The 26,043-nt window shown below is 57.8% G+C and carries 23 protein-coding genes; 16 read left to right on the top strand and 7 right to left on the bottom strand.

Features of this window, described 5'->3' with window-relative positions; all coding sequences use genetic code 11:
- Positions 1-35: 35 nt before the first annotated feature.
- From KZO34_RS14170 to KZO34_RS14180, 3 genes are all read right to left on the bottom strand, one after another.
- Entirely contained in the window at positions 36-689 is a 654-nt protein-coding gene (locus KZO34_RS14170) for a class I SAM-dependent methyltransferase (protein ID WP_219477500.1), read from the bottom strand.
- Positions 690-921: 232 nt separating this feature from the next.
- The gene (locus KZO34_RS14175; RefSeq protein WP_219477501.1) at positions 922-3,099 is read right to left on the bottom strand and encodes a putative bifunctional diguanylate cyclase/phosphodiesterase; all 2,178 of its coding nucleotides are present in this window, start codon (positions 3,097-3,099) and stop codon (positions 922-924) included.
- A 24-nt stretch (positions 3,100-3,123) separates the two neighbouring features.
- Entirely contained in the window at positions 3,124-5,106 is a 1,983-nt protein-coding gene (locus KZO34_RS14180) for an HDOD domain-containing protein (RefSeq protein WP_219477502.1), read from the bottom strand.
- Between the two features lie 223 nt (positions 5,107-5,329).
- On the opposite strand from KZO34_RS14180, the gene KZO34_RS14185 reads away from it, so the two are divergent.
- The 4 genes from KZO34_RS14185 (at position 5,330) to KZO34_RS14200 (ending at position 11,384) form a co-directional block, all read left to right on the top strand.
- The gene (locus KZO34_RS14185; protein WP_219477503.1) at positions 5,330-6,631 is read left to right on the top strand and encodes an AAA family ATPase; all 1,302 of its coding nucleotides are present in this window, start codon (positions 5,330-5,332) and stop codon (positions 6,629-6,631) included.
- Between the two features lie 238 nt (positions 6,632-6,869).
- Positions 6,870-8,408: a fatty acyl-CoA reductase gene (locus tag KZO34_RS14190; RefSeq protein WP_219477504.1), complete on the top strand. Its 1,539-nt coding sequence runs from the start codon at positions 6,870-6,872 to the stop codon at positions 8,406-8,408.
- Positions 8,409-8,728: 320 nt separating this feature from the next.
- Positions 8,729-10,678 (top strand): acetate--CoA ligase, encoded by a 1,950-nt coding sequence (gene acs / locus KZO34_RS14195; RefSeq protein WP_219477505.1) that lies wholly within the window; start codon positions 8,729-8,731, stop codon positions 10,676-10,678.
- A gap of 40 nt (positions 10,679-10,718) precedes the next feature.
- A complete protein-coding gene (locus tag KZO34_RS14200) occupies positions 10,719-11,384 on the top strand; it encodes a response regulator transcription factor (RefSeq protein ID WP_219477506.1) in 666 nt (221 codons plus the stop codon).
- 81 nt (positions 11,385-11,465) lie between these two features.
- Here KZO34_RS14200 and KZO34_RS14205 read toward each other — a convergent pair whose 3' ends face one another.
- Positions 11,466-12,449, bottom strand: a complete 984-nt coding sequence (locus KZO34_RS14205; protein ID WP_219477507.1) for a D-2-hydroxyacid dehydrogenase — start codon at positions 12,447-12,449, stop codon at positions 11,466-11,468.
- 227 nt (positions 12,450-12,676) lie between these two features.
- Between KZO34_RS14205 and KZO34_RS14210 the strand changes: the two genes are divergently transcribed.
- The 3 genes from KZO34_RS14210 to KZO34_RS14220 all read left to right on the top strand — a co-directional run bounded on the left by KZO34_RS14210 (position 12,677) and on the right by KZO34_RS14220 (position 14,774).
- Positions 12,677-13,903: a pyridoxal phosphate-dependent aminotransferase gene (locus KZO34_RS14210; RefSeq protein WP_219477508.1), complete on the top strand. Its 1,227-nt coding sequence runs from the start codon at positions 12,677-12,679 to the stop codon at positions 13,901-13,903.
- Between the two features lie 9 nt (positions 13,904-13,912).
- A complete protein-coding gene (locus KZO34_RS14215; RefSeq protein ID WP_219477509.1) occupies positions 13,913-14,104 on the top strand; it encodes a CPXCG motif-containing cysteine-rich protein in 192 nt (63 codons plus the stop codon).
- A gap of 97 nt (positions 14,105-14,201) precedes the next feature.
- Positions 14,202-14,774, top strand: coding sequence for a DUF1439 domain-containing protein (locus KZO34_RS14220; RefSeq protein ID WP_219477510.1), 573 nt, complete (start codon positions 14,202-14,204; stop codon positions 14,772-14,774).
- Between the two features lie 73 nt (positions 14,775-14,847).
- Here KZO34_RS14220 and KZO34_RS14225 read toward each other — a convergent pair whose 3' ends face one another.
- The gene (locus KZO34_RS14225) at positions 14,848-16,002 is read right to left on the bottom strand and encodes an isocitrate/isopropylmalate dehydrogenase family protein (RefSeq protein WP_219477511.1); all 1,155 of its coding nucleotides are present in this window, start codon (positions 16,000-16,002) and stop codon (positions 14,848-14,850) included.
- A 195-nt stretch (positions 16,003-16,197) separates the two neighbouring features.
- Between KZO34_RS14225 and KZO34_RS14230 the strand changes: the two genes are divergently transcribed.
- Together KZO34_RS14230 and KZO34_RS14235 are read left to right on the top strand one after the other, a co-directional pair.
- Positions 16,198-16,962, top strand: a complete 765-nt coding sequence (locus KZO34_RS14230) for an EAL domain-containing protein (protein ID WP_219477512.1) — start codon at positions 16,198-16,200, stop codon at positions 16,960-16,962.
- 28 nt (positions 16,963-16,990) lie between these two features.
- Positions 16,991-17,347: a hypothetical protein gene (locus tag KZO34_RS14235; RefSeq protein WP_219477513.1), complete on the top strand. Its 357-nt coding sequence runs from the start codon at positions 16,991-16,993 to the stop codon at positions 17,345-17,347.
- Positions 17,348-17,356: 9 nt separating this feature from the next.
- Here KZO34_RS14235 and KZO34_RS14240 read toward each other — a convergent pair whose 3' ends face one another.
- Positions 17,357-18,250 carry a LysR family transcriptional regulator gene (locus tag KZO34_RS14240; RefSeq protein WP_219477514.1) on the bottom strand — a complete coding sequence of 298 codons (894 nt, stop codon included), beginning with the start codon at positions 18,248-18,250 and terminating at the stop codon, positions 17,357-17,359.
- Between the two features lie 146 nt (positions 18,251-18,396).
- On the opposite strand from KZO34_RS14240, the gene KZO34_RS14245 reads away from it, so the two are divergent.
- The 5 genes from KZO34_RS14245 to KZO34_RS14265 all read left to right on the top strand — a co-directional run bounded on the left by KZO34_RS14245 (position 18,397) and on the right by KZO34_RS14265 (position 23,184).
- Positions 18,397-19,617, top strand: a complete 1,221-nt coding sequence (locus KZO34_RS14245) for an acyl-CoA dehydrogenase family protein (protein ID WP_219477515.1) — start codon at positions 18,397-18,399, stop codon at positions 19,615-19,617.
- Positions 19,618-19,792: 175 nt separating this feature from the next.
- The gene (locus tag KZO34_RS14250; protein ID WP_219477516.1) at positions 19,793-20,629 is read left to right on the top strand and encodes an SDR family oxidoreductase; all 837 of its coding nucleotides are present in this window, start codon (positions 19,793-19,795) and stop codon (positions 20,627-20,629) included.
- Positions 20,630-20,643: 14 nt separating this feature from the next.
- Entirely contained in the window at positions 20,644-21,708 is a 1,065-nt protein-coding gene (locus KZO34_RS14255) for a phosphotransferase family protein (RefSeq protein WP_219477517.1), read from the top strand.
- Positions 21,708-22,397 (top strand): histidine phosphatase family protein, encoded by a 690-nt coding sequence (locus KZO34_RS14260; RefSeq protein WP_219477518.1) that lies wholly within the window; start codon positions 21,708-21,710, stop codon positions 22,395-22,397. Before KZO34_RS14255 ends, KZO34_RS14260 begins: the two co-directional genes overlap by 1 nt.
- Before the next feature lie 16 nt (positions 22,398-22,413).
- Entirely contained in the window at positions 22,414-23,184 is a 771-nt protein-coding gene (locus tag KZO34_RS14265; protein WP_219477519.1) for an SDR family oxidoreductase, read from the top strand.
- A gap of 5 nt (positions 23,185-23,189) precedes the next feature.
- On the opposite strand, the gene KZO34_RS14270 is transcribed toward KZO34_RS14265, so the two are convergent.
- Positions 23,190-24,086, bottom strand: coding sequence for a DUF6279 family lipoprotein (locus KZO34_RS14270; protein ID WP_219477520.1), 897 nt, complete (start codon positions 24,084-24,086; stop codon positions 23,190-23,192).
- 142 nt (positions 24,087-24,228) lie between these two features.
- Here KZO34_RS14270 and KZO34_RS14275 point away from each other — a divergent pair, with 142 nt between their 5' ends.
- Positions 24,229-24,471 carry a DUF2798 domain-containing protein gene (locus tag KZO34_RS14275; protein ID WP_219477521.1) on the top strand — a complete coding sequence of 81 codons (243 nt, stop codon included), beginning with the start codon at positions 24,229-24,231 and terminating at the stop codon, positions 24,469-24,471.
- A 159-nt stretch (positions 24,472-24,630) separates the two neighbouring features.
- Positions 24,631-26,031, top strand: coding sequence for a DUF4397 domain-containing protein (locus tag KZO34_RS14280; RefSeq protein WP_219477522.1), 1,401 nt, complete (start codon positions 24,631-24,633; stop codon positions 26,029-26,031).
- Positions 26,032-26,043 lie beyond the last annotated feature (12 nt).

Raw genomic sequence — 26,043 nt, forward strand, 5'->3', positions numbered from 1 at the left:
TCCCCGATTTATTGTTGGGTGGATGGCTGCGGCAATCAGGCCTGTTTGCGGCCGAGGATGGACCAGTAGCAGTCCATGTTCAGAAGCTTGAAATGCTTCTTTTCGGTGACCTTCAGGCCCAGGCGCTGCATGTGCTCGGGGTAGTTGTAGATTTTGTGGAAGGCGTTGTTGGCAAACAGCCAGAAGGTAAAGACCGCCATGTACCAGTAAAGCTTCTTGAACATGCGAGCCACCACGTTACCCGTGGGGTAGCAGAAGTCGCCGACCACGACCCGCGCGTCGGCCTTGCCCAGGCGAATCAGGTGTTCCAGTACCCGGACCATCATGTCTTCACCGAACACGTTCAGGAAGAAATTGGCGACGACCATGTCGTACTGCTCGAATTCTTCCACCTTCATGATGTCGCTGTGGATACGACGGATGGTGAGATGAGGGGCTTCCTTTTCCTGGGCCTCCGCGAACTTGCGCAGCATGGTTTCGGACAGATCGACGACGGTTACGTCCGCGCCCAGTTCGGCGGCACGGATGGCATCTCTGCCATGACCAACGCCGGCAAACAGAATGCGGTCGCCGGGTTGCACGGTTTCCACATCCAGCATGGCGGTTTTGCAGCGGTGTATGTTTTTGCCGCTGTAGAGGTTGCTCAGAAAATCGTAAACCGGGCCAATATATTTGTACTTGTCGCGCATGATGACGGCTGCCTGTTATTGTTCCTCTGGATGTCGCCACCGTTTTTGTCGTTGTTGCCCGACTGCCTGTCGGGATTCCGGTGATCAACGCCTAACGATTTCGAGCTTAGAGAACAGGGTGGGGGATTTATGTGCAGCAATACGCATTTCGGGATACAAAAAATAACGCTCTGCAATAGTTTGCAAACCGCTTCAAGGTTTTATATCGGAGTGTAGGACAATCAATAATTGGTTATGAGAACGAGGCGGCCTTGGCGGGTGCCTCGCCCAGGGTTCTGGAAATGTGTGCCGCCGGTCTGGCAGGGCCGTAGAAGAAGCCCTGAACCTGGTGGCAGCCCAGCTTTCGCAGGTATTCGAGCTGTTCGTCGGTTTCTACGCCTTCCGCAACGATCTCCAGTTTGAGCCCGTGGGCCATGGCAACGATGGCGTTCACGATACAGGCGCCGTCGTCGCCGCTGCGGATCGCTTTCACAAAGGACTGGTCGACCTTGAGGGTGTGAATAGGGAGTCGGTGCAGGTAGTTGAGGGAAGAGTAGCCGGTGCCGAAATCGTCGATGGCGATGCGCACGCCCATGGACGCAAGTTCGCGCAACTTCTGGCTGATCTGCTCAAGGTCATTCATGATCACGTTTTCGGTAATCTCGATTTCCAGGTTACTCGCCGGAAACCGGTGGGCCCGTACCCGCTCGATGAGGGTTTCGACAAACCTGGGATGTTCGACCTGGACCGGCGACAGATTCACCGCCAGGCGCAGATCCGGGTGTCCCGCGCGAATCCATCGACCAACATCCTGGCAGGCCTGATCGAGAACCCGTTCACTGAGCTGTCCAATCAGCCGGGTTTCCTCGGCCAGTGGCAGGAAATCCCGGGGGTAGAGCAGTCCGCGCTCAGGATGCTGCCAGCGGACGAGTGCCTCGAGCCCGACAATACGATTGCTGGTGGAGCAGACCTGGGGCTGATAGAACACGCGCAGTTCATCCCGCTCAAGCGCCAGGCGAAGATCCCGCTCCAGATTGAGACGGTTGGCAGAATCGATACTCATGCTCTCGGAAAAGAAACGGTAGCCGTCTTTGCCCCGGGCCTTGACGTGGTACATGGCAATGTCGGCATTCTGGATCAGCTGGTCCATGCTATCGCCAGCTTCGGGGAAGATCGAAATGCCAATACTGACACCCACGAACACTTCGTGGTCGCCGAGCTGGAAGGGCGCCCGAAGCGCCTTGATCAGCTTCTTGGCGATCTGTCTCGCATCCTCGGGGCTGTGGATGGATGGCAGCAGGAGCGTGAACTCATCACCGCCAAAGCGGGACAGGGTGTCACCTTTTCGGAGGCATTTTTCCAGGCGGTGGGTTACAGCCTGCAGCAGGCGGTCGCCCATGGCATGCCCGAGGGTATCGTTCACGACCTTGAACCGGTCCAGGTCCAGGAACATCACGGCCAGTTTCTGGTCGCCACGGCGGGCGTGAGTGATGGCAAGTTCCAGGCGGTCCTTGAACAGGGCCCGGTTGGGAAGTCGCGTCAGCAGATCGTGATAGGCCTGGAAATTGATGAACGCCTCGGCTTCCTTACGTTCGGTGACATCGCGGGCACTACCGTAATAGCGGGCAGTCTGGCCATTTCCTCCGCCATGGGTGGCATGGGAGTGTGGCCAGGTCTGGGGATCGATTGGAAACGCGGTGATCTCGAAATGCCGTGTAGCACGCCGGCTGCCCCGGGTCTTCAGTCGGACTTCCAGGGTCCTCGGATTGTCCGCGGTAATGTTGGGGCCATTCAGGGCGTACAGGCCCCGGGTGACATCCCGGTCGTCCAGAATATGGCGGAAGTGGTGCCCGCACAGTTCGGATGGCTGGTAGCCCAGCAGGCTTTCCACTTTGCTGTTTACAAAACAGAAGTGGCCGTCATCGTCGAGCATGAAGACGATGTCCGGTGAGCTGTTCACGATGTAGCGGTGCAATGCCTCGGATTTTTCCAGGCGCAGTTGAATGTGCTCGTGGGCTTTGAGCAGGGACTGCTTGTTGGTCACGCTGGCAACGGTCGCCAGCAGTTCTTCCGGGTCAAACGGTTTCCGGATGTAGTCCAGCGCACCTCGGCGCAGGGCGCGACTGACGGCGCTGAACGAGCTTTCGCCACTGACCACGATGGCTCCACAGTCCGGCTGCACGTCGGCCAGATGGGCCATGACGTCGAAGCCGTCCACCTCCGGCATTCTGAGGTCAAGCAAGGCCAGGTCAAACGATTGCGAATCAACGAGCTCGCAGGCGCGGTTGCCGCCGTGGGCCTCGGTGACTTCATAGCCGTTCTCACGCAGTAGCGTGGCGAGTGTCTGCAGCAGGCGCGGTTCGTCGTCCACCACCAGAATGCGTGCCGTTAACCCTTTACTGAAATGCTGATCAGTGAGTTCAGGTGCCATCGCTCTATGTCCGTCGTTTCTTCGTCAGTCGGCTTCGTTCTTTTTATGGCTGGCCGCCGGCAGCAAAATCCTGAAGGCTGTACCTTCCTGCCCCGTGCGACAAGCAATGATGCCCTCCATGTCATCAATAAGCTGCTTCACGATACTCAGGCCCAATCCGCTGTGGCCTTCCCCTTTTGTGGTTTTCACCGGCGTAAACAGAGAGCGTCGGATGTCGTCGGGGATTCCTGTCCCGGTATCCGTGATCTCCAGTTCCACCCAGGTCCGGTTGTTCTGCCAGACCGGGGCTGATGTTCGGATTTCAACCTTGCCGCCCGGTTCAGGCAGGCTTTCCGCCGCATTGCGGACAAGATTGATGACAATCTGGCGAATGGGTGCTGCCCCTGTCGCCAGCATTGTCGGCTGTTTGCACATTACCACGCTGAGTTGACGTTTGCTGTCCGTGAACAGGCTGTCTTCCAGAATGCGTGACAGACTTTTCAGTTCGGCATTGAGTTCAATGCCTTCGTCATCCTCGACGGTGCTGGTGGTATGGCTCATCTGGAGCAGGAGGTTGCCGGCTCGATCGAGCTCATCCCGGATAACGTCGAGTTCCTGTTGAACGTCTGCATCATCAAGCCGGTTTCGGAGCTGGTAGATGTACTGGCGGATGATGGTCAGAGGGTTGCTGACTTCGTGGATCTGTCTGCGGACCAGTTCGCGCGCGACCTCTTGTTGGATGTCGTCTTGCTGGCCCCCGGCGTCGGAAATAGCTGGCCGGTCATTGAGGACCACTGACAATTGCCGGGTAAAGAGGGCGGCGAGCTCGGTCGTGGCGGTCGGGTCTTCGTTATCGGTACCCAGGGCAAACACGCCGGGGCAGTCGTTGCCGGTGACCACTGGCACAGCCAGCAGTGAGGGGGTGCGTAGCAGGGACAGGAGTTGGCGATCGAGAACGGTGGCCGAACGGTCCGCCAGGCTGGTTGGCTGACCCGAACGGAAGGCATCGGTAAGAACGCTGCCGCCAGGCTTGGCCGAGATGGCAAGCTCGGGAACGGTCCCGGTGGTACCGGACAGGAGCACAAGATTGTCGTCGCTGTGGCCAAAGCAAAGTGCTGGCAGTCCAGTAACCAGAGTCAGGCTGTTCACGGTTTCCGACAGAATGTCATCCATCGGGCCATGCAGGTTGGCAAGGTCAAGCGACTGATTTGCCATGGCTTGCCGGAGGATCGTCTGTTTCAGTTTTCGGGTGGCGTTGTCACCGTTGTACTCTTCATCCAGCGGGATGCCCAGGGAGGCCGCCATGCCTGAAACTTCATGCGAGATTCGACGATTAATTTCCCTGGTAAGCTCTTCGCTCAGTCCGAAAACTGTGGCTGCGGCGGCGATGCCGGCAGCATCGGACAGTGCCAGCCGCGTGGCGAGACTGATCAGTTTGACCAGATGCCCGGCGTCCCGGAGTTCGTTCGGGAGAGCCTGCTGGTAGCGCATGGCGTCGGCGGCCATCGGGCCGAGGCCCCAGGCCGTAACCAGCTCTGCGGCAATGTCGGACTGGTGGCTGACGAAGTACTGTTTCGCGTCGGGTGCGGGCGTCTTGATCGCGATCAACTCACCAATGTTGTGGAGCATGCCCAGCATGAAGGCTTCGTCGGGTTCGTGGTAGCGGGTCAGTGTCGCCAGGGCCCGGGCTGTCAGGGCTGTGGTCAGGGAGTGCCGCCAGAAATCCCGCAGCTGTTGCCATTCGTCGCCGCCCAGTTCGAACAACAGTTGGCGCAGGGCGGCGGTCAATACCAGTGTATGGAAGCGACGTGTGCCGAGCCTGAGCAAGGCCTGGTCCACCGAGGTGATGCGTGTGGCCGGGCGATAGAGTGCGGAATTGGCGAGGGCCAGTATCCGTGCGACAAGGGCCGTGTCCACGGACACGATTTCACTGATGGTTCGGTAGCTCTCATCCTGATGACAGGCCTCGAGTGCCCGCAGGGTAACCTCCGGGAGACTCGGTAACTGTAGGTCAGGAGCTAAATCCATAGAGCTTACCTGTCGCGCCTAATTCAATGTCATGTTGTAGAAAATTCACGCATGACGGAGAGTTCATTGTTGTTGTTGCGTTGGAGCTTAGACAATAATCCGTCGTTATTAAATACTTATTGATGTATTTTTAAGCAGTATATTATCTGACTTGTGATATGTGTAGAATTTTTACAGGTTGTAGTGACTGACTCCTTACAATCAGGGACATGGAATTCCGGTCATGACCGTTAGAGAGCCTGATAAGCACAATTCAAACCAACCTCGAACGATCGCCATTACCGGCGGTAAGGGCGGGGTCGGTAAAACGTCGGTTGCTCTCAACCTGGCGCTCACGTTGGCACGTCAGGATAAGCGGGTTTTGTTACTGGATGGCGACACCGATCTTGCCAACGTCAGCATCATGGTCGGCCTCTATCCGGAGAAAACCATGGCCAACGTGATTGCGGGCCAGTGCCGCCTGCAGGACACCCTGCTTGAAACGGACTATGGCCTGCACATTGTCCCTGGCGCGTCCGGCGTGCAGGAGTGCATGGACATGAGTCCGTCCGACAGTCTGCGTATCCTGAGGGCGCTTTCCCAGTTGGAGAGCCAGTACGACTACGTGATAACGGATACCGCGGCCGGGCTCCAGGCACCGAGCCTACACATGATTGCGGCGGCGGAACTGGCCTGCATTATCGTGACCCCGGATCCGGCCTCGTTGACCGACGCCTTTTCGCTCATCAAGGTCATTCGGCGTCGGGGCTACAAGCGGGTTCCGAGCGTCCTCGTAAACATGGCCCAGGGCGCCAGCCAGGCCCGATCCGTGTTCCAGCGCCTGGATTCGGCCGCCCAGCGCCACCTCAATCTGACCCTTCACTACATGGGCGGTATCTGGAGAGACGAAACTCTGCGGCAGTCGGTGCTTAATCAGAAACCGGTTGCTCTGCTGCCGGTAGCCGACCCTTCCTGTCGCCAGTTCCATACTCTTGCAGACATGCTCAATGTGCGCCTATCCCAGGTGCCCCCGAGGAAGACCGGCATTGCCGCTTATTGGCATCATGTTTCGCGCCAGCAGGTGGAAAACAAACCGGCCCAGATCCGATCGGTGGCGCCGGTCAGTCCGCGTGAGCGCTGCTTGCAGGCGGTCGGTGAGCTTGAAGACACATTGGTGCAAACGCCGGACAATGCGATGCTGCGTTATGAGGCATTTACCCGTCTTTTTGCACTTCTGGGGAGCACGCCGGACAGTGACACGATTGAGATTATCCAGACCGGGCTTGGCTCCCTCGAATGGGAAAAACTGAGTGACGAGAGAAAGTGTCACCTGGCCATGCATCTCAGACATCTGGCCGATCAGATCGCTCCGGAACAAGGCCCCGAGGCAGCTACCGCACCGGCAGAGTCAGAACTGACGGATGCCGTCTATGATCGTGTCAGCTTCGGTGAGCAGGATCGCCTGGTACGGGCGCTCAGGGAGCAGCCTGCGGAAATTTCACTGGACCAGCTGCTGCGCTCCCTGGCGGGCAACGACGATAAATGAGCCCGAGTCTTCGCTAAAAACCTGCCCTGTTTACCGTCATTTTATTAGCGCTTTTTGTATCGTAAGTTTGCTGTGTGTCACCACACTGTCACGAATAGTGTGCAAATATTAATCATTGGTTTCGCTGGTGGCCCATATAATGCAACGGCTTTGCTGTGAATGATTCACAAGCACGTTTTCCCCACCGGCAAGGTGTTCGACCGGTCATCGTTTAGAATGTTGAGAAGGAGTTCCACCAATGGCAACACAGCAGTTGAAAACCGGAGAGTCGTCGTCGAAAGTTCTCGAACAGCTCCGAGGCAAACATGTCCTGATCACCGGCACGACCGGATTCCTGGGCAAGGTTGTACTTGAAAAACTGATCCGGGCGGTTCCGGATATTGGCGGAATTCATCTGTTGGTTCGGGGGAACAAGCGACACCCTGACGCCAGGGGGCGCTTTCTCGATGAAATCGCAACGTCTTCGGTTTTTGAGCGACTGCGGCACGACGACAATGAAGCCTTCGAAAATTTCGTGGAAGAGCGGATTCACTGTGTGACTGGCGAAGTGACCGAGCCGTTGTTCGGCCTGTCCCGGGATCAGTTCGGTAAACTGGCCAGTGGTATTGATGTCGTAATCAACTCTGCGGCCAGTGTGAATTTCCGGGAGGAGCTGGACAAGGCGTTGGCCATCAACACCCGCTGCCTCGACAACGTTGCCGAGCTGGCGCGCCAGAACAGCGAGCTGTCCGTTATTCAGGTTTCTACCTGTTACGTCAACGGCATGAACTCTGGCCAGGTTACGGAATCCGTGATTAAGCCGGCCGGTGAGGCCATTCCCCGCAGCTCAGAAGGTTACTACGAGATTGATGAGCTGGTCCGCCTGCTGGAAGACAAGATCGCCGATGTTCGTTCCCGTTATTCCGGCAAGATGCTGGAGAAGAAGCTGGTGGATCTTGGCATTCGGGAAGCCAACCGTTACGGCTGGAGCGATACCTACACTTTCACCAAGTGGCTGGGTGAGCAGTTACTGATGAAAGCCCTTTCCGGTCGGTCTCTGACGATTGTTCGTCCGTCCATTATAGAGAGTGCGCTGGAAGAACCGGCGCCGGGCTGGATTGAAGGCGTAAAAGTTGCCGATGCCATCATCCTTGCCTATGCCCGCGAAAAGGTGACCCTGTTCCCGGGCAAACGCTCCGGGATCATTGATGTTATTCCGGTGGATCTGGTGGCCAATGCCATTATTCTGTCCCTCGCCGAGGCACTGGCCGAGCCAGTGGGACAGCGTATCTACCAGTGCTGCAGCGGCAGTTCGAACCCGATTTCCCTTGGTGAGTTCATTGATCACCTGATGGTTGAGGCCAAGGCCAGCTACGCGGAATACGACCAGCTGTTCTATCGCCAGCCGACCAAACCGTTTGTGGCGGTGAATCGGAAGCTGTTTGACACCGTGGTTGGTGGAGTCCGTATCCCGCTCAGCATCACTGGCCGGGTCCTGAAAATGCTCGGGCACAGTCGCGAACTGAAAGCCCTGAGGAATCTCGATACCACCCGATCACTGGCCACCATTTTTGGTTTTTACACCGCGCCGGACTACATCTTCCGCAACGATGAGCTGTTGTCCTTGTCGTCCCGGATGGGTGATGTCGACAGTGGGTTGTTTCCGGTCGATGCCCGCCAGATCGACTGGAGCGTTTACCTGCGCAAGATTCATCTGGCCGGTCTGAACCGCTATGCCCTCAAGGAGCGCAAGCTCTATAGCCTGCGTTCGGCGAAGGCCCGCAAACAAGCTGCATAAGCCAGACCTGTGAGGCCCGGTCCCCTGGATCGGGCCTCCTTGGTAGTGTTCCTCTGTTTTCTCTGCCCCGGTTGCGAACAGGCCCTTTCGGTCTATCCTTAAAAAAGCTTCTCATCTGATGCAATTAGCTGTTGATTGCTCGCAGGTTGCCGAATGGTTTCGGCTAAAAGTTCAGTCACATTAGGACGTTAGTCTAATTCATTGTTCAGTCGCACACATGTTGAACTACAGCTATCCGTCTTAAAGGCCAACAAAGGCCTCATCGATCTGTATTCCAAAAACCGACAATGACAACAGACTCTGACTAAAGGGGGAGCACAATGACTGATAAACAGGTTTATCCGGTTAGTCCGGACGTGGCCAAACGGGCCTTGCTAAACCGAGAACAATACGACGACATGTATCGTCAGTCAGTCGAGGACCCGGATACGTTCTGGGGTGAGCACGGCAAACGCCTGGAATGGATCAAACCGTACAGCAAGGTTAAAAACACCACCTACGACTACGACAACCTCTCCATCAAATGGTTTGAAGACGGCGAGCTCAATGCGTCCGCGAACTGTCTTGATCGCCATCTGGCCGACAAGGGCGATCAGACCGCTATCATCTTTGAAGGCGACGATCCGGCCGACTCCCGTCACGTGACCTATCGTGAACTGCACGAGGAAACCAGCAAGTTTGCCAACGTGCTGAAAGGTCTGGGCGTCAAGAAAGGTGACGTCGTCACCATCTACATGCCCATGATCGTTGAGACCGCTGTGGCCATGCTGGCTTGTGCCCGCATTGGCGCGATTCACTCGGTGGTATTCGGTGGTTTCTCTCCGGAGGCCCTGGGCGCCCGGATTGTTAATGGTAAATCCCGGTATGTGATCACCGCCGATGAGGGGATTCGTGGCGGTCGCAAGATTCCGCTCAAGAAGAACGTGGATGCGGCCCTGAAGAACGAAGATGCAGCGGGTGTTGCAAAAGTGGTTGTCGTGACCCGCACCGGAAACAAGGACGTGCCCTGGAACGACGGTCGTGATGAGCGTTACGAGGACCTGATGCAGTCTGCGTCCGCAGATTGCCCGCCGGAGCCCATGAACGCCGAGGACCCGCTGTTCATGCTGTACACCTCCGGCTCAACCGGCGCTCCGAAGGGGGTCCTGCACACCACTGGCGGTTACATGGTCTACGCCTCGATGACCCATGAGTATGTGTTCGACTACCATGACGGCGACGTATACTGGTGCACGGCAGACTTCGGCTGGGTGACGGGGCACAGCTACATTCTTTACGGACCGCTCTGCAACGGCGCAATCACCGTGCTTTTCGAGGGCGTGCCAAACTACCCGGACAGCTCCCGGATGGGGCAGGTGGTCGACAAGCACAAGGTCAACATCCTGTATACTGCGCCGACCGCAATCCGTGCATTGATGGCAGAAGGCGCCTCCTGCATGGATGGCACCACCCGCGACAGCTTGCGGCTGCTGGGCTCAGTGGGTGAGCCGATCAACCCGGAAGCGTGGGAGTGGTTCCACCGGGTCATTGGTAACAGCAAGTGCCCGATCGTGGATACCTGGTGGCAGACCGAGACCGGTGGCATTCTGATCTCGCCGCTTCCCGGTGCGATAGATCTCAAGCCTGGCTCGGCAACAGTGCCATTCTTCGGTGTCAAACCGGCGCTGGTTGATAACGATGGCAACATCCTGGAGGGCAAGACCGAGGGTAATCTCGTTATCCTGGACAGCTGGCCGGGCCAGATGCGCACCATTTACGGCGACCATGAGCGTTTCAAGCAGACCTACTTCAGCACCTACAAAGGACGCTACTTCACCGGCGACGGCGCCCGTCGTGATGAAGACGGTTACTACTGGATTACCGGTCGTGTTGATGACGTTCTGAACGTCTCCGGTCACCGCCTGGGTACTGCCGAGGTGGAGAGTGCCCTGGTGGCCCACGACAAGGTCGCTGAGGCCGCTGTGGTCGGTTATCCCCATGAGATCAAGGGGCAGGGCATCTATGTCTATGTCACCCTGGTGCAGGGTGAGGAGCCGTCTGACGAGCTGAAGAAAGAGCTGGTACAGTGGGTGCGCAAGGAGATTGGTCCGATTGCCTCGCCGGATGTGATCCAGTGGGCACCGGGACTGCCAAAGACCCGGTCGGGCAAGATTATGCGCCGGATTTTGCGTAAAATCGCTGCCAACGAACACGACCAGCTGGGAGATACCTCCACTCTGGCCGATCCGGGTGTGGTCGATGAACTGATCAGCAGTCGTGAATTCAAGTAAGGTCTGAGTACCCAACGTCAACCTGTGAGGAATCTGTTGAATGGCACAAACAATTATCGTCGCCGATGATCACCCGCTGTTTCGGGCAGCACTGAAGCAGGCGGTCAGTCAGGCGGTGCCGGATGCCGAGACGGTCGAGGTCGACAGCATCAAGGCGTTGCAGGCGGCGGTAGAGTCGCACCCGGACGCGGATCTGGTTCTTCTGGATCTGAATATGCCGGGTGCCCATGGCTTCTCCGGACTCGTGTTCATGCGCGGGCAGTATCCGGGGCTTCCCGTGGTGGTTGTGTCAGGCTCCGAGGAGTTGCAGGTGATGCGTCGTTCGATCGACTATGGCGGCTCCGGCTTCATACCGAAGTCGGCGCCGCTGCCGACCATTACCGAGGCGATCCAGGCGGTTCTGGAAGGGGACGTGTGGCTGCCCGATGGGGTGGCGGACAAGATTGAGCGAATGCATTCGGACGCGACCGATTTCTCGGAAAAGCTGGCGTCGCTGACGCCTCAGCAGTTCCGGGTACTGGGTATGTTGGCCGAGGGGCTTCTGAACAAACAGATTGCGTACGATCTGGACGTTTCCGAGGCGACCATCAAGGCGCATATTACGGCCGTTTTCCGGAAGCTTGGGGTTCGCAACCGCACCCAGGCGGTGATTGCGATTCAGCAGATGGAGATCGATCCCTCGGATCAGTCCCTGTCGGGAAGCTGACTACGGGCCTGATTCAGTGAACAGGAAACGGGAGCCTTTGGGCTCCCGTTTTTTTGCGCGGCTACCAGCTTTTCTCCAATTTTATTTGCTGCCGGCGTAGCCGAGTTCCTTGTCCACGAAATTGAACAGGTCATCGCCTTTGTGCCAGCGGTCGAAGTTCTCCAGGAACTGGTCAGTGAGAGCCCGCTTCCAGCCGATAAAGTCGCCGGCCATGTGGGCAGTCATGGTGACGTTCTCCATGTCCCACAAAGGGTGGTCCTCCGGTAGAGGTTCTTCCTCGAAAACATCCAGGCCGGCACCGGCGATGTCGCCGTTCCGCAGTGCGGTGATGAGATCGTCGGTCTTCACGATCGGGCCGCGGCCAATGTTGATCAGGCGCGCCGTGCTTTTCATCGCCTTGAACGCCTGCTCATCAAACAGACCCTCGGTTTGCGGCGTCAGTGGTGCGGCGATCACCACGTAGTCGGCGTGGCCCAGCTGTTCAAACAGCTCGTCATTGCCGTGGACTTTTACGAAATCCGGATCGTCATGGCGAGGGGTGCGGGCAATGCCGTGAGGCTTCAGGCCGGCCGCGGCAACCAGTCGGCCAATCTGGCGACCGATGGAGCCGGCGCCCACGACCAGTACCTGTTTGCCTTCGGCCCGCTCGGTATCCCGATGTTTCCACTGGTGCTTCAACTGAAGTCGGATTGAGCCAGGAAAATCCTTGGCGAACATCAGGATGGTGCAGAGCACATACTCGGCAATGGTGCGGTCAAAGATGCCGCGGGCGTTGGTCACCACCACATCGCCATTGATCAGTGCCGGGAACATCAGGGCATCCACGCCGGCGCTGGTGGCGTGAATCCACTGCAGTTTGTCTGCCGAAGGCCAGGCGGCTTCCAGGGCTTCGGTCCGGAAGTCGGTCACCATCATGATATCGGTACCGGGGAGGGTATCTCTCAGTGTCTGTTCATCACAGGCAAACCTCACTTCCGCGCGTGTCCTGAGGGCATCCATTCCCGGTGGCTCCGGCTCGCCGGGCGCTGTGAGAACGGTTACAACGGGTTTGCTTGGCTGTGTCATTGAACCTCCGCCTGTTTGTCTGAGTGACGATCGTCTGTGTGGGCCTCAAGACAGTCTGGTATGCCGGTGCAGTGGGGTCAACTTGCTGTTCCTCCTGAGCTTCCGGGAAGGCGATGAAGGCGATGGTTCCACGCACTGTATCTTTCTCAGTTTTTGTCTTGTGTGGCCCGATGTTACTGGCTAACCTGCAGGGGTAGGTTTTTTTGCCCCGTTTGCAGGAGGTGTTTATGGCAGAAGCCGCCAATCACGAGACCGGCCAGTCCAGACCGCGTAAAGTGAAGTACCGGAAAAACAAGGCCAGTTGGAACCCTGCCATGCAGGCGATTCCAGTGCCGGGCATTCGTCGCATGGTGAATATGGCGGCCACCATGAAAGATGTTATCCATCTTTCCATTGGTCAGCCGGACCTGCCGACGCCCAAGCACATCATTGATGCCTACATTGATGCGCTGAATGCCGGGCAGACCGGTTACACGATGGATGCCGGTCTCCCCGAGTTGCTGGTTGCGCTCAGAGACTACTATGGCAAGCGCTATAACCGGAAACTCACCCGGGACAACATTCTGATCACCAGTGGCGCGACCGAGGCCATGTACCTGGCCATCTCGGCAACCTCGGCACCGGGGCGACAGTTTATCGTGACCGATCCGTCGTTCCTGCTCTACGCCCCGCTGATTCGGATGAATGGCGGTGAGGTGAAGTTTGTGCCGACGCGAGCGGAGAATGACCACCAGCTGGATCCGGATGAAGTCATCCGGGCCATGGGGCCGCGCACCTTTGCGTTGATTCTCAATAATCCCAACAATCCGACCGGCGCGGTTTATCCCCGCAGTACGGTGGAGACCATTCTGGAAGAGTGCGCCTACCGGGGCATCCAGGTGTACGCGGACGAAGTCTATGATCACCTGATTTTCGATGACGACGATTTTGCCAGTGTCCTGAATTGTTCGATGGATCTGGACAACATCATGTGCATCAGCAGTTTCTCCAAAACCTACAGCATGGCAGGCCTGAGGGTTGGCTGGGTGATATCGAGCCAGGCCGCGATCAAATCCCTGCGGCGCTATCATATGTTCACGACCTCGGTGGCCAATACACCGTCCCAGTTTGCCGGGGTGGCTGCACTCACCGGCGATCAGCAGTGTGTCCAGGATATGGTGAATATTTATCGTGAGCGCCGTGACAAGGTGGTGGAGCTGATCGAGCAGACGCCGCATATGACCGGCTACAAACCCGGCGGTGCCTTCTTCGCTTTCCCGGCTCTGCCGCCCCACGTGGACGGGTCGGATCTGGCTCTGCGAATGCTCAAGGAAACCGGAGTTTGTGTTGTGCCGGGGGACGCCTTTGGCGAGGAGTCCACCAATGCCGTTCGAATCAGCTTCTCGACAACCTGCGAGAAGCTGGAGGAAGCGTTTGATCGCATCATTCCCTGGATGGCGAAACAACAGTTCTGAGGTGAGAACATGTCAGCCCTGGAGTCGGTCCTCGTACAATGCCCCTACTGTTGGGAGGCGCTGGATATCAGCGTCGACCCCTCGGTGTCGGAGCAGGAATACGTTGAAGACTGCCAGGTCTGCTGTCAGCCTATTCTGGTTCACGTGACCATCGATGATGATCTGACCCCTCATGTGGACGTGCGGGCCGAGAATGACTAACCGGCCCGGAACCATTCTGACCAATCCTTAATCTGCCCGTCTTGCCCCCGCTGCGCCCCTGCCGCAGGATATAAGCCGACTTCACGGAGACAAGCCAATGCTGAAATTACCCAATACCGGCCTTTGGGCGCTGGTTTTACTGATCGTCGGATTGACCAGCGGGTGCGCCAGTTTCTCGCCTTATTCCATTTCCGAGGGGGAACTCGAACGCCACCTCCAGGATGTGGTGAGCGACTTTGATCGCCAGCAGCTGCAGAGCGGTTCACCGCTCAGCCTGAGCCTGAATGATGCCGATATCACCCTGGGCCCCGATGGCCGGGACGTCGCTGTTATCGACGTCAAAGGGCAGATCGCTGTGAATGCGCTTCTGGCCAGACTGCCGGTCGATATTGCCTTGAAGGTTGAGGGCGCGCCGGTGTATGACAGCACGGAAAAAGCGATCTTCATTCGGCGGCTCGAGTTACTGGAAAGCAGCATCGAGTCTCCCTATTTCAAGGGCGATCTGAAACCGGTGACAGACACCGTTATGCGTGCCGTGGCTCAGATGCTGGAGACCATGCCGGTCTACCGTCTGGATGAAGCCGATTTCGCCCAGCGCATGTTTGGCGCGATGCCGGTGGATGTTCGCGTTGCACCGGGACGTCTCGAATTTGTCATGTCGGACCAGTAAGCCGTCCGGCTCGAAACCCTATTCCAGACAGCGGCGCGCCATTGCCGGAATGGCGCGCCGCTGAGGAGTTGAGTCAGGCGTTCAACCGCTTGCAAATAGCTGCTCCGATCTCGTGCGTACCGCGCTGGCTTCCGGAATTTTCGGCCAGGTCCGCAGCAACGGCGTCAAACAGCTCCTTGCCCGCCGCCGCCAGGGTCGGGTCTTTTCGACCCAGCCATTCCAGCATCCGTGCCGTGGTGAACAGCATGGCGGTCGGATCGGCCAATCCCTGTCCCGCAATGTCCGGCGCACTGCCGTGGGTGGGTTCGAACATCGACGGCATCTTCGGATCGGTCGGGTTCAGGTTGCAGGACGGCGCGACCCCCATGCCCCCGGACAAGACCGCGGCAAGGTCGGTCAGGATATCGCCCTGCAGGTTGCTGGCAACCACGACGTCAAAAGCCCAGGGGCTCTGCACGAATTTCATGCAGGCGGCATCGACCAGCTCGTGGTGGGTCGCCACGTCCGGAAACTCCTGACTGATTTCCTCAAACGCCTCGGTGTACATATCGCCCCAGTAGCGGAGCGCATTGCGCTTAGTTACAAGGCACACCTGGCTTTCGCAGGTACGGCCATCGAGAGTACGAAAACTTCGTGTACGACCCTCTTTTACTCGTTCCGCTGCGCGGATTCGGGCCTGTTCAAAGCCATATCGGATGATCCGGTCGGTCGCCTTGCGAGTGAACACCTCCATTTGTGTGGCCACCTCATCGGCAGTGCCTTTGCGCAAGCGGCCGCCCTGGCTCACGTACTCGCCTTCAGAGTTTTCACGAATGACCAGCATGTCTATGTCTTTCGCCCGCTCGTCGGCAAGGTACTGGCGGGCGCCCGGCAACAGGCGGGCGGGGCGCTCGCATACCCATTGGTCAAACCCCTTGCGCATGTCGAGCAGGGGCGCCAGGGAAATGCTGTCAGGGAGCAGGTATCGGGCCGGGTCGTCCATCGGGCCGGGGTCCCCCAGGGCGCCGAGGAGAATCGCATCGTAGGCTTGAAGCTGCGTCAGCGCGTCTTCCGGCATGGAAACGCCATGCTCCTCGTGCCAGGCATGGGACGGCCAGGGAAATCGGGTCCATTCCACGGACAGGCCGTGTTTGGCGCGCAGGGTTTCCAGGCAGCGTACGGCTTCACCCACCACTTCCGGGCCAATGCCGTCGCCGGGGGTGACTGCGATGCGGGTAGTTTCAGCCATTCGGGAGACTCCTTTTTTGAATTGGCTCGTTTAGGCACCAGTCCACCAGTTTAGTCGCCTGGTGAGGGGATGCCACTTCGCGTGAAGTAAAACCCGTGCGGGCGTTTTACTGCGTAAACATAGGACGCTATAGTGTCAGCGAAATCGTGTTTTGTAAGGGAAGCGGACGCCCTCTTACGTTGTTTAGGAGTAGAAGTGAATCAGCCCGCCGTCCTTTTTGATGAGTCCCATTGTGAACAGTGTGCCTGCGGTGAGGGAGTGGACTTCTCCTTCACCTTTGCCTTTCAGCCAGTCGTCGACGTCGTCAACCAGTCCGTTTTCGCCTACGAAGCGCTGGTCCGCGGTCCCGACGGCGAAGGGGCGATGCATGTCCTGTCGCAGGTGAACGGGACCAACCAGTATTCGTTCGATCAGATTTGCCGGGTCAAAGCGGTTAAGCTTGCGTCCCGACTGGGCATGGACACCATGCTCAGTATTAATTTCATGCCCAACGCGGTGTATCAGGCGGAATACTGTATTCGGACAACGCTGGCGGCGGCAAAAAAATACGGCTTCGATACCAGCAAAATCATCTTCGAATTGACGGAAAATGAAAAGCTGACGTCGGTGGAGCATTTGTCCTCCATTATTGCGGCCTACCAGGAGATGGGGTTCAGTACCGCCATTGACGATTTCGGTGCCGGCTACTCCCGTTACGACATCATGATGGCGAGCCCGCCCGAACTCCTGAAACTGGACATGGGACTGATTCGAAATATTCACGACGAGCCTAACAAGCAGGCCGTCGTCACTGGCATCATTACCATGATGAAGCAGTTGGGCGGACGCATCGTCGCGGAGGGCGTGGAGACCAAAGAGGAGTATTTCTGGTTGCGCTCCCAGGGGATTCAGCTATATCAAGGTTATCTTTTCGCGAAACCCGGTTTTGAATGCCTGCCGGAGCCGGTTTTTCCGGTGTAAGGCCAATTTGAACTGACAGGACATTCCTTTGCTCTATCGCATCATCACCGTCATTGGCGGGCTGGTTTTTGTTGTCGCCCTGTTTGCGCTGCTGTGGTTCTTCTGCAAGAAGTTTCTTGAGCATCACGGCGTCACCGATCAAGCGTCTGATCGCGCAACGGTGCTAGCTACCTGGACGTTCGCGGGTATCAGTGTCGGGCTTATCTTTGCTGTGGTGGGAGCCTTCGTTCTCGGGCCGTGGGCCTTCTATCGCACGCTCCGCGGACATGACGTTGACGTTTCCGACGGTGCGGCCATCTGGTGGGGCTTCGGTATCGTGGTGGCCGCCCTGGGTATCACCGCCATCGGCTTCTTTGGTTTCCTGATGGCAGTGGGCGCTTACTAAGTCAGCGTCTCAGCTGATCTCCCGCAACTGCTCCCGGAACCAGATCAGCGCCGGCTCCCGTTCATAAGCCTTGTGCCAGTATAGATGCACATCAATAGACGGCAGGTCCGCCGGCGGGTCCATAATGGTAATGTCGGCTCTCTGGGCAATGATGCGGGCATAGGCTTCCGGCATGGTCAGTAGCAGGTCGGTTTTCTCCACCACCCGGCATGCTGCGTAGTAATGCTGGCAACGAAGCCGGATGCTGCGCTGAACCCCGAGCCGGGAAAGTTCAAAATCCTCAATCCCCGGGCCTTCCGTCCGTGAAGACACCAATACGTGGCGGGCGGTCAGGTAATCCTCCATCGACAGCCCGCCGCCCGCCATTGGATGCCCCGTCCTTGCCAGAACGACCAGCCGGTCCCGCCGGAGCAGCTCGTGGGAAGTCTGGTTGCTCACCGGAAGCAGTACGTCGACGGCAAAATCCAGCTTTCCGGCCGCCAGTTGGGTTTCCATTTCCCGCCGGGCAATACGCTGACTGAAAATTTCGAGATTTGGGTACGGATCCAGCCGCTTCATCAGTTGGGGCAGGAACGTGGATTCCAGGATATCCCGGAGTCCCAGCGAGTAGGTCTTGCGTTGATTAGCCGGGTCAAAGGCGTGGAACTGGTTAACCGCGCTCTGGATCTGGGTGAGGCCGGGACGCATGGATTCGAGGAAACGACGGGCCAGTGGCGTCGGCACCATCTGGTTGCCCTGTCGGGTGAACAGGGGGTCGTCAAAGTGATCGCGAAGCCGAGATAGAGAGTGGCTGACGGCCGGCTGTGTCAGGTGCAGGGCTCTGGCCGCGCGGGTAAGGCTCCCCTCCCGATAGATCGTGTCAAAAACATGCAGCAGGTTCAGGTCCAGACGATTCAGGGCCATGTCGGAGATCCGGTTTTGAGAATAAGTGGCGATAATGATAAACGATAAGAATAATTCAGTCGCGTAATAGTTTGGCCGTCCCTAGACTGGAGTTATTGTGATGTTTTCAGTGCACCTGCCTGTGCAATTTCAGCGAGGATACGTCGATGGATTTCAATATTTCCGAAAAAGGTCAGGATTATCTCAACCGCGTGAAGGCGTTCATGGCGGACGAGATTTTTCCCATTGAGGCGCAATACCACAAAGAGCTGGCGTCCCTGGACAATCGCTGGGTCGTGTTGCCCGTGATCAAGGAACTGAAGCAGAAGGCAAAGGCGCAGGGCCTGTGGAACATGTTCTTTCCGGATGAAAAGCATGGCTGCGGCCTGCTGAATTCCGACTACGCCCTGATTGCCGAGGAAACCGGTCGCAGCTTCATTGCCCCGGAGATCTTCAACTGCAACGCGCCGGATACCGGCAACATGGAAGTGTTGATTCACTATGGTTCCGAGGAGCAGAAGGCCGAATGGCTGCCCAGGCTAATGAGCGGCGAGATCCGGTCCGCATTCTGTATGACCGAACCGGGTGTGGCCTCTTCCGATGCAACCAACATGGAAGCGACGGCGATTGTTGATGGTGACGAGGTGGTTCTGAACGGCCGCAAATGGTGGAGCACCGGTATCGGCCACCCGGATTGCAAGGTTGCGATTTTCATGGGCCTGACGGATCCGGATGCGCAGAAACACCGCCGGCACTCAATGGTTCTGGTGCCGCTGGATACGCCGGGCGTGCGGATTGAGCGGATGCTTCCGGTATTTGGTGAATACGATGAGCCCTATGGTCATGGCGAGGTGGTGTTCGAGAACGTCCGTCTTCCGAAAACTGCCTTTATCGCCGGCCCAGGGCGCGGGTTTGAGATTGCACAGGGCCGATTGGGGCCAGGCCGCGTACACCATTGCATGCGGGCTATCGGCGCTGCAGAACGTACACTCGAACTGCTGATCAAGCGGGCGACAACTCGCGAAGCCTTCGGTCGTCCCATTGCCAAACTCGGTGGCAATCCGGACATCATTGCCAATGCCCGTATGGCTATCGAGCAGGCCCGTCTGCTGACGCTGAAGTGTGCCTGGGCGCTGGATACCAAGGGCATTGCCGGCGCGTTGCAGGACGTTTCCATGATCAAGGCGGTAATTCCGTCCATGCTCCAGACCATTGTTGATCAGGCCATTCAGATTCATGGTGGGGCCGGTGTCAGTGATGATGACTTCCCGCTGACCCAGTTGTTTGCCTATGCTCGGGTATTGCGGCTGGCGGATGGGCCGGATGAGGTGCATCGGGCTATGGTGGCTCGTCTTGAGTTGGCCAAGTACAAGAATCGGTCTGCCTGATTTTGGGGAGGGAGCCGGCGGCATGAGGCCTCTGAAACCCGCTCCGTCGGCACATCCATGTGGCGCTTGAGCTTCGCCATCCATGGCTTCGCACAGTTTCAGAGGCCCCATGCCGCCAGCTCCGTTCAGCATCGGAGTTGGCTTCGCTTATTTATAGCAGGTGACGGAAATAACTATGACACAGAGAGTATTCATAACAGGCGGCGCAAGCGGGCTCGGTCGTGCCATTGCGTTGCGTTACGCAAAAGAGGGCGCAAAGGTCTGCATTGGTGACATCAACCCGGAGCAGGGCGTCAGTGTCGAGCAGGAGATCAACAACGCCGGCGGCGAGGGCTATTTCGTCGAATGCGATGTTCGCCGACTGACCGATCTGGAGAAAATCTGTGACGATCTGACCTCCAAGTGGGGTGGGGTGGATGTTGTGGTGAACAACGCCGGCGTTGCTTCTGCCGGGTCCATCGAAGATACCACGATGGCAGATTGGGAGTGGATCCTGGACATCAATGTTCTGGGTGTTGTGCGCGGTTGCAAGGCATTCACCCCCCAGTTCAAGAAACAGGGTTCCGGCACGTTTGTGAATATTGCCTCCATGGCCGGCCTGATGCTGGCACCGCTGATGGATAGCTACAATGTATCCAAGGCAGGGGTTATTGCACTGTCCGAAACTCTGAGCCAGGAGTTGCGCAGCGACGGCATTCACGTGAGTTGTGTCTGTCCGGCGTTTTTCCAGACCAACCTCGCCAGCAGCATGCGGTCGGATCTGCCCGGTGTTCAGCAGAACGTGAACAAGCTGATGAAGCGTTCCAATATTACTGCGGAAAATGTGGCTGAGGACATTGTACGGTCGATCAAGGACAAGAGCTTCTGGGTGCTGCCTCACGCCAAGGAACGTCGCATGTGGATGCTCAAGCGGCACGCGCCCAAGGCGTTTGACTGGTTGATGCACCAGGAAAGCAAGCGCTGGATGAGCAAGATGGGCGGCAAGGCCTTAGCCTACCGGTCGGAAACATAAGAGGAGAGCCCTGAATGACCCAGATTGATCAGGCGATGGATGTTCGCGAAGGCGAGGAGCTGGATGTTGCTGCGGTGGACCGGTTCATGAAGCAGGCCATGCCGGAACTGGACGGCGCACCGGAGATTCGTCAGTACCCGGGCGGCGCCTCCAACCTGACCTATCAGGTGGATTATGGTGACCGCTCGTTCGTGCTGCGCCGCCCGCCGTTTGGCAAGATTGCCAAGTCCGCCCATGACATGCTTCGCGAAGCGAAGGTGATGAAGGCCCTGAAGCCCGTATACCCCTATGTCCCGAACATCATCGCCATCTGCGACGACCACGATGTGCTGGGGTGCGATTTCTATGTGATGGAGCGCCTCAAAGGCATCATCCTGCGCCAGGACTTCCCGAAGGGCTTCGAACTGAGCGAAGCCGACACCCGCAAGCTGTGCCTGAATGTGGTCGACAAACTGGTGGACTTGCATCGCGTGGACGCCAAGGCCGCGGGCCTCGATAAGCTTGGCAAGGGCGAGGGGTATGTCCAGCGTCAGATCGGTGGTTGGAGTGACCGGTTCCGCAAGGCCCGCACCGACGATGTTGGTGATTTCGAGGCGGTCATGGCCTGGCTCAACGAGAAGATGCCCGATGACCTTGCCCAGGTCGTTATCCATAACGATTTCCGCTTCGACAACGTGGTGCTCAATCCGGATAACCCGTTCGAAGTAATTGGCGTGCTGGATTGGGAAATGGCAACCATTGGCGACCCGCTGATGGACCTCGGTAACAGTCTCGCCTACTGGATCGAGGCCGACGATGAGGGACCATTCCAGATGCTGCGGCGCCAGCCAACGCACCGGCCGGGCATGTTGAGCCGCGAGGAAGTGGTGGAGTACTACATGGAGAAGTCGGGCTTCCGGGTCGATAACTTTGATTTCTATGAAATCTATGGTCTTTTCCGGCTGGCGGTGATCATTCAACAGATCTACTACCGGTATTACCACGGTCAGACCAAAGACAAGCGGTTTGCTGCGTTCGGCCACGCTGCCAACTACCTGGAGAAGCGCTGCCAGCGGCTGATCGCCGAGAGTTCGCTGTAATGGCCACGGTTTACCTGGTACGTCACGGACAGGCCAGTTTCGGCAAGGCCAACTACGATCAGCTGTCGCCCACCGGCTGGGAGCAGGGACGGTCGTTGGGGCGTTGGCTGGCAGGCAAAGTGGTGCCGGATGCCATTTTTGGCGGCAATCTGGAACGGCATCGGGAAACCGTCGAGGCCATCGCCACCGGTTTTGGTGCCCGGCTTCCGGATATGCAGGTGGCTCCCGGGTTCAATGAGTTCGACCACACCGAGGTGGTGACCCGTTTTCGCCCGGCGTGGAGTGACCGGGCAGTGATGGCAAGAGACCTTCAGGCGTTTCCGAAACCGGCCAGGGCCTTCCAGGAGGCCTTTGTCCAGGCGGTCCGTCGCTGGGCTTCGGGTGAGCATGATCATGAGTACGGGGAGACCTGGCCGGATTTCAAGACCAGGGTCCTGCGGGCGTTTGACGAGATGATTGAATTCGCCGATGGCGGCGACGTTCTGGTGGCCACCTCGGGCGGTCCGATCTCAGTCATTTGCCAGCAGCTGCTCGGCCTGGACGACACGCGCGCGCTGGCGCTGAACGAGGTCATCGCCAACACCAGTGTCAGCCGGGTGCTGTATTCCGGCCCCCGCCGCAGCCTGTCCGTATTTAATAATTACAGTCACCTGGAAGCGGAAGATCCCGCCCTGGTGACCTTCCGCTAACGATTGAGGTGAGTGAATGAGCAATACAGACCTGTTTGATCTGACCGGTAAGGTCGCCCTGATTACCGGCGCCAGCCGTGGTATCGGGGAGAGCATCGCCCGCACACTGGCGAATTACGGGGCTCACGTGATTGTCAGCAGCCGCAAGATCGACGGTTGTGAGGCGGTCGCCGGCAGCATCCGTGAGGCCGGCGGCAGTGCCGAAGCACACGCGTGCCATATTGGCGACATGGATCAGATCGAGGGCATCTGGGCACACATCGAGAAAGCGCACGGCAAGCTCGACATCCTGGTGAACAACGCCGCCTCAAACCCTTACTTCGGGCCCGTTGAAGATACCGATCTTGGTGCGTTCAACAAGACGGTCGACGTGAACATCCGCGGCTATTTCTTCATGTGCGCCCGCGGTGCCCAGATGATGAAGAAAGCCGGTGGCGGTGCCATCGTGAACGTGGCGTCGGTGAATGGCGTTAATCCCGGCCACTTCCAGGGCATCTATTCCATTACCAAGGCGGCGGTTATCTCCATGACCAAGTCGTTTGCCATGGAACTGGGCCAGCAGAACATTCGCGTAAACGCGCTTTTGCCGGGTCTGACCGACACCAAGTTCGCCAGTGCACTGACCACCAACGATGCCATCAAGAAACAGGCAATGGCGCATATTCCCATGAAGCGCGTGGCGGATCCTGATGAAATGGCGGGTACCGTTCTTTACCTGGTGTCCGGGGCGTCGAGCTATACCACCGGCGCCTGCATTAACGCGGACGGTGGTTACCTGACGGTTTAATCCGCTCAGCGTTCTGCGACTTCGGAGCCTGGTGAGCAGGTCAGGGCTTCGAAGTCGCCCTTCAACTCGGTCGCTTCGTTCTGCAGGTGGGCCAGGTGGGTTGAGTTGCCCGCCGCAATGACATCGTGCATCAGGGTTTTCAATGCTGCTCGACTCTCCGCCATCATGGCCGCGTATTCCTCCCCCCGCACCTGTTCCGAGTCCCGCATGAGTCGTTCGACGTCACTGGCGAACACGGCTTCATGTCGCCGATCCAGTGCTGTAAGCAGGGCCAGTTGCCAGTTCCGACGTCCCTGTAACCAGATTTCGGTTTGTCGCCCGCGTTTCTCCGACCAGCGTGCTATGATCGCCCGCTGTTCCTCATTCAAGGCGCCCAGCCAGCGTTTCACCCGTTCTTCGGTGCGTTCAGCCCGGGCGGACGCGGTCGCCTCGAGGTCTTCGGCAAGATACTCCTCTCTTCGCTCCCGTTGACTCTCGTTCATGTTTTCAGCCAGTTCCCTTACCTGCTCGTCTGTCAGGCTGGCAAGCAGGTCTGTGGCAATCGGGATGGCTCGGTTCAGGAGGGGCGGGAAGAACTCGAACAGCTGTTCCTGGTGGTAGGCGACGGCGTCTGGGTCGAGATTGCGTTGCCGGACATCGGTTTCCAAGGTGCCGAGCCAGCGCCGATATCGTGGCAATTCGTAGGAACAGTGCCACTGCCGTAGCTCATCAATATCGCGACTGAGCTGCTCTTTCTGGGCGTCGGTGAGAGTGACATAATCCTCAACCCACCAGACGATTCCCCAGTCGGCGTATCGGTAGGCTGTGCGAGTCGAGCTACAACCAGACAGAATCAGCAGGCTGATGCAGAACAGGCTGATCCAGCGGAAGCATACAGTCGGGAGAAAGTCTGGCCTGTTCATAATGTCCCCGGAGCGAAAAAACAGCACCCTCGTAAAAAGATCGCAAGCTTATTATCATGCGTACCCTGTTCCGATTCAGTGTACGACATTTCGCTTCAGACAGATGTACTTGTCGAAGTCCGGTGTCTCAACGGGAGATAGTATGGCCAGAATAAAGCCCGCACGTATACGCCAGCTGGTGTTCGGGGTTTACATGTCCGGCATCATGTCGTTTCTGATGTCCGGTGTCATTACGCTCCTTAACACTGGCATTAATGGCGGCTTCCCTGGCCGTTGGCTGGCCGCCTGGCTGGTCGCTTGGGCCGTTGCGTTTCCATTGGTTACATTCATCGCACCGCTCGCGGGTCGGCTCACGGACTTCACGCTCCGCCTGTTTGATCAGTGAGAAATCCGGAACGCCTGTTCGCCCAAACGTAAAATCATGTTAATCCGTTTCGTTTGAGCTCCCGTAGATTGCTGGTAGGCACAGTTCAGGGAATGAATTAGTGCAGGTTCGAACCACTCAACCCTGGTAACTAACCTCAGCAATCGAGGAACAGTAACAATGAATACAAAACTTGCCTTGCCGTTAGTGGTCGCCGGTAGCGTTCTGCTCTCCGGTTGTTTTGACGATGACGACGATCCAACAAATACCAGTGTCAGGGTGGTGCATGCCTCCTCTGATGCTCCTGCCGTTAATGTGCGCTTGAACGATGACACCGTGGTCTCGGGCGCCGACTTCAAGCAGGCCGCAGTTCTGACACCGGCAGCCGGGAGTTCGACTATCGCTGTCGATGGCATCCTCCCCGGTGGTGATACCGCCACCGTGATCGAGGCGGATGCGGCCCTGCGTTTTGATACCAGCTACGACGTGATTGCCGTCGGAAAGGTGGGTGATGAGACCATCGAACCGCTTATCCTGACGGACGATGGCAGTCGGGAGTCCTCTGATTCTGTTCGGCTTCGCGTGGCTCACCTGTCACCGGATGCACAAGCGGCGGCGGCCGGACCGGTGGATGTGTATGTGACCGCGTTCGGGGAGGAGTTGCCGGCCGAGGCGACCTTTACATTCTCGTTCAAGGAGAGTGTCGGGCCACTTGAAGTCCCAGCGGGCGAGTACCAGATTCGGGTAACGCCTGCGGGCGCGGAGACTGTTGTCTATGACAGCGGGAACGTGCCCTTGCCAGCGGGTGCTGATCTGCTGATTGGTGCGGTGGATAATACCGTCTCAGGTGAATCTCCGGTGAGCCTGCTTGCGATTGATGGTGACGCCGTAACCGAGATCCTCGACGCCAATACCGGCGCGGGTATACGGGCGGTTCATAACTCTGCTGATGTAGGGCCGGTCGATATTTATGTTAATGGCACGCCAGGAGTCGACACCGCAGCAGTTGTCGGCCTGGAGTTCCCGGAGACCGTCCCGGCTGCGCCAGCCACAGGACAGTATGTGGTGCTTGAAGCCGGTGAAAACCAGATCGTTGTGACTGCTAGTGGCGGAACCGCTGCTGCCATTGATGAAACGCTCAGCCTGGCCTTGGGTGATATTTCGACGGTAATTGCAGCCGGAACGGCCGCAGATAGCAGTATTCAGGCAATCGTTGTCCCGGACGACAATCGGAGTATTGCCACCGCAGCAAAACTGCGCGTGATACATGGCGCCTTTGAGGCGCAAGTGGTTGATGTCTATTTGCTGCCAACTGCGGAAGGCGGTGCGGCTGCAACGGAGATCAACAACGCAGAGCCTGCATTGGACAACTTTGAGTTCGGCGATTCATCCGGGTATCTGCAAGTTCCGGAGGGTGATTATGTTGTCTTTATCACCACCACGGACGGTAGCGAATTGCTCAAGACCGGTAGCATCACGTTAAGCGCGGGAGGCGTGTATACCGCTATTGCACGCGTAGCTCCTGAGGATGGAGACAATGTTGCAGGGCTTACGCTTCTGGATGACTTCGTCATCGAATGATCACGGTTAGTT

The organism is Marinobacter sp. F4206 (assembly GCF_019392195.1).
GTDB lineage: Bacteria > Pseudomonadota > Gammaproteobacteria > Pseudomonadales > Oleiphilaceae > Marinobacter.